Genomic DNA, 8052 nt, shown 5'->3' with positions numbered 1-8052 from the left:
TTAGACTTTTTGTCAATCAAAAAGTACCAGATATGGGAGTGGTCGGGGGGAAAATCCCTGGACTTTTTCCCTGAAAATTAGGTAATTTACCCGATGAAAATGGGTAAAACCCCACACCCCACACCCCACACCCTACACCCTGCCCCTAGGAAAAACTTTTTCAGCAGACCCTACTTAGGTTTTAGATTCAGCCCTTGTAAACAGTCATCAGTAATCAGTAATCACTGGACATCTTTAATAATTAAGATTTTAGCTTGGTTGAGAGCTTTAACATTTGTACTAAAATTTCCAAGACGCAGTTTAAATCCCTGACAGCTTATAAACTTTAGCCGCTTAAATCGCACCATTGAGGGGAAATCCCCCTTAACTAGGTACGGTAAGCCCCTAGGAGCCGACAAACCGGTCAATCTAGAATAATCTTTAGGGTATAAAAGTAATCTCTTATAGAAAATGCAGCCAACCAATCCACAACAATTTACGGAAAAAGCTTGGGAGGCAATCGTCAAAACGCCGGACATTGCCAAACAGAACAGCCAGCAACAAATTGAAAGCGAACATCTAATGAAAGCCCTACTGGAACAGGAGGGATTAGCGGGCAGTGTCTTTAGTAAAGCTAATATTAGTCTAGCCCGTTTGCGGGATCGAACCGATGATTTTATCCGTCGTCAACCGAAAATCTCTAACCCCGGCGACTCGATTTATTTAGGTCGTAGTTTAGATAGTTTACTCGATCGAGCAGAAAATTATCGCCGAGAATTTGGAGATGACTTTATCTCGATCGAGCATTTGATTTTAGGTTACGCTAAAGATGATCGCTTCGGTAAAAATATTTTTCAAGAATTCGGACTTACCGAAAACAAACTCAAGGAAATTATTCAACAAGTCAGAGGTAGTCAAAAAGTGACCGATCACAATCCAGAAGGCAAATATGAGGCCCTAGCAAAATACGGACGGGATCTCACCCAATTGGCACGGGAAGGTAAATTAGACCCCGTAATTGGACGGGATGACGAAATCCGTCGCACCATTCAGATCCTCTCGCGTCGGACTAAAAATAACCCAGTTTTAATCGGGGAACCGGGAGTAGGAAAAACAGCCATTGTTGAAGGATTAGCCCAGCGGATTATTAACCGTGATGTGCCCGAATCTCTGTTAGATCGGACTCTCATTTCTCTCGATTTAGGTGGCTTAATTGCGGGAGCAAAATATCGCGGAGAATTTGAGGAAAGATTAAAAGCTGTCCTCAAGGAAGTCACCGATTCCCAAGGCAATATCATCATGTTTATTGACGAAATTCATACCGTTGTCGGTGCGGGAGCCACTCAAGGGGCAATGGATGCGGGCAATTTATTAAAACCAATGTTAGCCCGGGGTGAATTGCGTTGTATCGGAGCCACTACCCTCGATGAATACCGCAAATATATCGAAAAAGATGCGGCGTTAGAAAGACGCTTCCAAGAGGTTTTAGTGGATGAACCAAATGTGGTTGATACTATTTCGATTCTTCGCGGTCTCAAAGAACGTTATGAGGTGCATCATGGGGTAAAAATTGCCGATAATGCTTTAGTAGCGGCGGCACTGCTTTCTAATCGTTATATTAGCGATCGCTTTTTGCCCGATAAGGCCATTGATTTAGTTGATGAAGCGGCGGCAAAATTGAAGATGGAAATCACTTCCAAACCAGAAGAACTCGATGAAATTGATCGCAAAATTCTCCAGTTAGAAATGGAAAAACTTTCCCTACAACGGGAATACGATCCAGCTTCGCGAGAACGGTTAGAAAAGTTAGAAAAAGAACTGGCTAACCTCAAGGAAGAACAATCGGGATTAAATGCCCAATGGCAAGGGGAAAAAGAGATTATCGATCAAGTTCGTGGGGTTAAAGAAGCGATCGAACAAGTTAATCTGGAAATTCAACAGGCCGAACGAGATTATGATTATAATCGCGCCGCGGAATTAAAGTTCGGAAAATTAACCGATCTGCAGCGGCAAATGTCCGCCCTAGAAACTCAATTGGCCGACAAACAAACCACAGGTAAAAGTTTATTAAGGGAAGAAGTTCTCGAATCGGATATCGCCGAAATTATCTCGAAATGGACGGGAATTCCTCTCAATAAATTAATCGAATCGGAAAAAGAGAAACTCCTCAATCTGGAAGAGGAATTACACGAAAGTGTCATCGGTCAAGAGGAAGCAGTCACAGCCGTGGCCGAAGCGATTCAACGTTCCCGCGCCGGTTTATCGGACCCCCACCGTCCCACGGCCAGCTTTATTTTCCTCGGTCCGACGGGGGTTGGTAAGACAGAATTGGCGAAAGCTTTAGCGCGCAATCTCTTTGACACGGAAGAGGCTCTAGTTCGCATCGATATGTCGGAATACATGGAAAAACACAGCGTTTCCCGTCTCATGGGTGCGCCTCCGGGATACGTCGGCTACGATGAAGGGGGACAATTAACCGAGGCAATCCGGCGTCGTCCCTACTCTGTCATCCTCTTTGATGAGATTGAAAAAGCCCATCCCGACGTTTTTAACGTTATGTTACAAATCCTTGACGATGGGCGCTTAACCGACTCCCAAGGTCATCTGGTTGATTTCAAAAATACCATCATTATTATGACCAGTAATATCGGTTCTCAATACATTTTAGACGTGGCTGGTGATGAGTCTCGTTACGAGGAAATGCAGGCACGAGTGATGGAAGCAATGCGGAATAGTTTCCGTCCCGAATTCCTCAATCGTATCGATGAAACGATTATTTTCCATAGTTTACAAAAAGCGCAACTGCGCTCGATTGTCAAACTACAGGTAGCCAATCTCAGTGATCGCTTGATGGAACAAAAATTAGCCCTGAAACTTGCCGATATTGCCCTCGATTATCTAGCAGAAATTGGTCACGATCCAGTGTACGGTGCGCGACCCCTAAAACGGGCAGTACAAAGATATGTGGAAACTCCGATCGCTAAGGCAATTCTGCGCGGTGAATTCAAAGGGGGAGACACGATTTTTGTCGATGTGGCCGATGAAAGATTGACCTTTAAACGGTTAGCTTCTCCGGTAGTAACTGCTTAATTAGCAAGGGTGGGCAATGCTCACCCTTTGATTATTTCGGGTTTACCGAAAAAGTTTTTCGTGCAGTCAGGAGTCGGTCGCCGGTCGTCAATACCACATTCGGTTATACTTCATCTTGATCGGAAAGGCTGCATCAGTGATCAGTGAACTGATCACTGAAAAAAAGCGGGGCTCTTCTGGTTTCTGTGTGGAAACGGGGTCTATACTGATAGTTTCTTCAGTAAAATAGTATTAAAAGTCTTTCTCCGTAAACATTTCACGATTCTATAAGCAAAAATTATCACACAAAGTCGAGAAGAGCCAAAAGCGGTTCTTCGGTTTGTGTTATGCAATGGACGGGGGGTATAAGGGATGAAACCCTAAATAGTTGCTAATTCCTGAACATCGAAATCTGATTGCAACAGTTGAATGAGAGCGGCACAACGGTAGACCATAGCAGCACGACTATCTACCCCTAATTTGGCAAAAATTCGCCGTAAATAGGTAGCAACAGTCCATTCACTAATATGTAAGCGATGGGCTATCTGTTTATTAGCCTGTCCCAGGGCCACTAGGGTGGCAATTTGTAGTTCTCTTTCCGAGAGAAGTTGGGCGATTTCTTGGGCAGAAGATTTAATTTGACCAGATACATCGAGAATAACAAAATATTGACCGTTGACTTCAAATTGATCCACCTCAACAAAAGATTTTTTTAATTCTTTTAAATAATTTTTTTCCTGATCTTCCTTTAGATGGATGATATAGTAGTGATGATCGTGCTTATAAATTTCTGAAACTACTTGATAGGACACATCGGTGAACAAAGAGCCAAGATTTTGCTGATGCTGGTTATTCATTGTCTTTTCTCTCCTAACTTGTTTTCTGGCTAAATAAAAGCTGCGTCTATCTGAAAAATAGGAAACAATCAATAAAAGTAGGTGCAAGACGGTCTTGTCAAGATTACATTAATATATTTCTGCCAATAATTGGGCTAATCTTAACATTTAATTTGGGAATATAGATTAGGGTAAAAATCGAGGTTTTAACCAAGACGAAGCTCGATCATTGTAAAATTTTCCAGAAAAAATTGCCAATAAATTAGAAAAACTTAACAATAATTGAGTTTCTAGCTCAACCATAAAAAACTAAGAGTGACTAACAGAAACTTCCCTAGACCGAGGGGTAATTCTAGAAGAATTGACCAGAGGAGAATAGACTTGGGCGGGAGGTAGCGATCGCAAATTAAACAGAGCGGCAAAATTAGCCCTGCTATCGTAGAGAGGTCGTAAACGTTGGCAGGAACCCGTTAATAAAGGCATAACCCCGGGACCATGACCACTGACCGTACTATCGCCATGGACGATAATCCCGAAAGTAATCCGACCTTGACGGTAACTAGGGCCGTGACGGGTATCCGCCGAGCCAATGGCAACCAAATCGCCAAATCGAAGAGTATCAAGACGATAGCGGCGGCGAAGTTGCGGATCGAATAGCTGGATATCATAATCACCGCGCCAGACCGTATTTTTGCCTAATCCCGAACCCATAGCAGCAGCAGGGACAAAATGAGTCACGGGGACTTGTAAACCGCGATCACCCGGAATTAAACCCCAACGCCGCAGGAAGTCGGGAGAACAGTTAAATAAACGCAAATCTGGATAGTCTAATAACTTTAACCCCAAACCATAACTATAGATTTGCACTCGATCGCCGATCCGTAGGCGACGCAAAACCGCAGGGGGAAAATCTACCAAAACATGGTCCACTCCGCCATGTTTTCCCGTCACCAGACCCGATTGACCCGTGGCAGGTCCAGTAATCACCCTAGCGCGATTGCCCAAACAAGCATAGGTAATCAGGGCGAGATTGGGGCCGCGACGACTGCCGATAATTTCCCGACTATTATTATGGAGAGCCACCCCCGGTTCAATATGATCCCCCATTAAACCGACACAGCGATCGCCAACCCGTTGATTGAGGACAATTCCCCCGGTGGCCGGAAGGATTCGGGGTATGCCATCATGACCGATGCGATAGGGATTAGCCTGACCGACTGGATGGGCAATTTGACCGGCAACGGCCACCATTACTAAGTCTGGTTGGTTAATACGCAGAGAATTGGCACTATCTGGTCGTGAATTATTCATATATCAGTTATCAGTATTCTAAAATGGAAGCATGGGATTTTTGCTTGAATCTATGACTGCAACACTGCTCGCACCACCGGCTGAAATAATTCACCTGTCCGGGATTAGCTGGGGAACCTACGAAACGCTGCTAGAAGAAATGAGCGATCGCCGTCTGCGGCTGACCTACAATCGTGGCAATTTAGAAATCATGGCTCCTTCGACCGGACACGAATTTAGTAAAACCCTCATCGGTCGCTTTGTCGAAACCCTAGCGGAAGAATCAGTAGTCCCGATTTATCCCCTTGGTTCTACCACCTTTAAACGCCCTAAATTGAGTGGTGCAGAACCAGATGAATGCTTTTACATTGATAATATTGAGGCGGTTCGGGGGAAAAAGCGACTGGACTTAAATGAAGACCCTGCACCAGATTTAGTCATAGAAATTGATGTCACCAGCAGTTCTCAAAATCGCCTTCAGGTTTATGCAGATCTAGGCGTGGCAGAGGTTTGGGTTTATAATGGGGAGTCTCTGGTCATCCAACAATTACAAAATGGCACTTATATCACCTCCCCAACCAGTCAGTTTTTTCCTAATTTACCCATCTTAGAAATTGCTATATTTTTACAACAAGCTGGCCAGACAGATTACCTAGAGTTAGTAAAAGCATTTCGGAATTGGGTCAGAAGTCAGCTGGAAAAATAAAAGGAAGGTTTTTCAACGTTAAATCTCATACCAAAATCCCCTTGCTCCCTGCCAAAAATCAAATTTTTCCCCCCTAGTTTCTGACCAGTCTTCTAATTCCAATTCGCTCGCAGAAATATCTTCGCACCAACTGGGAGGAGGAGCGATCCTGATTGCTTCCGGAACCACTAAATGCAGAACCACTGGGTGGAACCCCATCCAGAGCAATTTGGAGACTCCAGACTGGATGAATAACTGGCGTAATTGTTCCCGTTCCAAAGCAGCGATCGCATCTTGTTGGTCAATTTCCTGGCAGTTGATGCCCCAACTCTCTAGGGTGGAACAGATTACTGGGGGTAAGTTGCGGGCCCGATCTTCCGGGGAGCGATGGGTTAGGATAAAGGCCGACCCCAGGGCAGCACTCAAGGCGATCGCATCTCGGAAAGCATAGCCGAGCAGATCGGTGTGAATTTGTCTATCTAAACTGCGGGCTAACCATTCCCAACGACTGACTAAACTGCTGTCGGTTTCTTTGGGCAAAAGGGATTCACCAAGCCCATCGCCGATCCAAAATAGATAATGATTACCTAAATCCGTCTCTAGTCGCAGTCTTTCCCATTCCCGCAAAGTGCGACGGGTTTGGGCAGAAAGTTCCGGGGTGAGAAGGGATGGGCAATTGCCCTTCTCTGGGGACGCTTCTAGCCAAGGCCGCCAGCGATCGAAAACATCGCTATTATCAATTAGATGCCAAAATTCTCGCGCTATCCATAATTCGAGAAATCGTCCTAATTGTTTGACCAGGAGCAGACCATAATCCGATAAGGCCAAGTTGGGATCGAGGACACAAGACCAACGGCGTTGATTTAGGTTAATGGAGAAATCGGGCAAAAGAGTGGCACTCATCGGGACACCTCTAAAAAAATAGCGTTACACCCCAGCAGACCCCGAACCGATAACACTGCGCAGCGCCGGAGTTACCCCCGGAAAGGCCCGGCCTTCGGGAGTCATGCGATAGGCAGCCAACCAAGCTTCCGAATGGGGACCCATGGGTCTGAGTTCCGATTGGAATAAAATCGGGTCAAGGGCGGTTTTAAAGTCGTTATCGGCGACAAATTGCAGAATCCGACGACCGCTTTCCGCCATTTTTGCCCGTTGGGAAGGTTCGGCAATACCCCCCAGATAGCGATTGGAGACGATTTCGATCACATCCCATTTGGTATTGGCATCGAAGGCTTTTTTGATATCGGGTGCATCCAAAAGGTTGAGAACCGTATTGAGATAATGTCCAGTTTCCATCGTCAGGGCCAAAATGTTACCGTAGGTGGAGCGATCGAGAGCATAGCGCAGATCCAAGCCGATGCGTTGAACCGTGCCGATACTGCCAAAGGGTCGCTGTTCGATGAGAGTGCCACCGCGAATTACTTCCCCGATCAATAAATCTCGGAAATATTGGGCAACGGCCACCATAAACCCGACTAATTGCCGATGAAAATTGCGGTTAACGATCGCCCCCGAAGGTGGTTGGGCATTACCGTAGTTAAAGGCGCGACGGTAGGCCATCATCCGGTCGCGGATCGTATAGCGCAAAGGTTTCCATTTGTCAAGTAAATATAGACCTCGCGCCCCCGGTCCCCGTTGAATCCGCATCCGTCCCTCTCTAAACAGACGCTGCAGCACTTGGATGACTTGAAAAACTTTCATCCGTTCGTGTTGGTAAATATAGTACAGTTCGGCAGCAGCGTGCAGTTGACTAGGAACGACGGAATCATCGAAATCTGGCTGGATATAGGGATAGGAAACGTTCTCGAAGGGAACCGGTCCTTTGGGTCCAAATCCGATTAAATCGAGGAAACTATCGGGACTACTGGAACCGTCGGCAGCCCCCTTGAGTAGTTCACCGAAACGGTCTTCGAGTTGCTGTTCGTACTGTTGGCGCTCTTCCGGGGGCATCGCTCCTAATTGATCTCTCAAAAAGGTCGCCCACAAGCGTTGAATGGTTTCTGTGGTGTTGTAGGTCATGGTTGGATTCCTTTAGGTTACTTGATCAGGGGTGAAATCAGGGGTATGGGTTTCATCCTGAGCTTCTCAGTATTTTTCTCCAAACAGTTAGAATTGATTGCCAGAACTTTGAGATTTTGTTTTTTGAATCGGTCTCGATTTGAGATACCTGTTCAGCCGAACTTTCCTGAATTT

General features: G+C 45.6%; 7 protein-coding genes. 3 read left to right on the top strand and 4 right to left on the bottom strand.

Going from position 1 to position 8052, the window contains the following annotated elements; genetic code table 11:
- Positions 1-93: 93 nt before the first annotated feature.
- Positions 94-312: a hypothetical protein gene (locus O9300_RS01225; protein WP_287969565.1), complete on the top strand. Its 219-nt coding sequence runs from the start codon at positions 94-96 to the stop codon at positions 310-312.
- 138 nt (positions 313-450) lie between these two features.
- Positions 451-3069, top strand: coding sequence for an ATP-dependent chaperone ClpB (gene clpB, locus O9300_RS01220; protein ID WP_287969563.1), 2619 nt, complete (start codon positions 451-453; stop codon positions 3067-3069).
- Positions 3070-3428: 359 nt separating this feature from the next.
- On the opposite strand, the gene O9300_RS01215 is transcribed toward clpB, so the two are convergent.
- Together O9300_RS01215 and O9300_RS01210 are read right to left on the bottom strand one after the other, a co-directional pair.
- Complete coding sequence (locus O9300_RS01215) at positions 3429-3905, bottom strand: response regulator transcription factor (protein WP_272082623.1); 477 nt, start codon at positions 3903-3905, stop codon at positions 3429-3431.
- A 288-nt stretch (positions 3906-4193) separates the two neighbouring features.
- Entirely contained in the window at positions 4194-5195 is a 1002-nt protein-coding gene (locus O9300_RS01210) for a DUF4438 domain-containing protein (protein WP_287969562.1), read from the bottom strand.
- A gap of 52 nt (positions 5196-5247) precedes the next feature.
- On the opposite strand from O9300_RS01210, the gene O9300_RS01205 reads away from it, so the two are divergent.
- Positions 5248-5880 carry a Uma2 family endonuclease gene (locus O9300_RS01205; RefSeq protein ID WP_287969560.1) on the top strand — a complete coding sequence of 211 codons (633 nt, stop codon included), beginning with the start codon at positions 5248-5250 and terminating at the stop codon, positions 5878-5880.
- Positions 5881-5898: 18 nt separating this feature from the next.
- Here O9300_RS01205 and O9300_RS01200 read toward each other — a convergent pair whose 3' ends face one another.
- On the bottom strand, positions 5899-6762 hold the full coding sequence (locus O9300_RS01200; protein WP_190720816.1) for a hypothetical protein: 864 nt from the start codon (positions 6760-6762) through the stop codon (positions 5899-5901).
- Positions 6763-6786: 24 nt separating this feature from the next.
- Entirely contained in the window at positions 6787-7878 is a 1092-nt protein-coding gene (locus O9300_RS01195; RefSeq protein WP_190720819.1) for a hypothetical protein, read from the bottom strand.
- Positions 7879-8052: the final 174 nt, after the last annotated feature.

It is taken from the genome of Microcystis sp. LE19-195.1E (assembly GCF_027532095.1).
In the GTDB taxonomy this organism is placed as follows: domain Bacteria; phylum Cyanobacteriota; class Cyanobacteriia; order Cyanobacteriales; family Microcystaceae; genus Microcystis; species Microcystis aeruginosa.
This window is presented reverse-complemented; position numbering and strand designations above follow the sequence as displayed.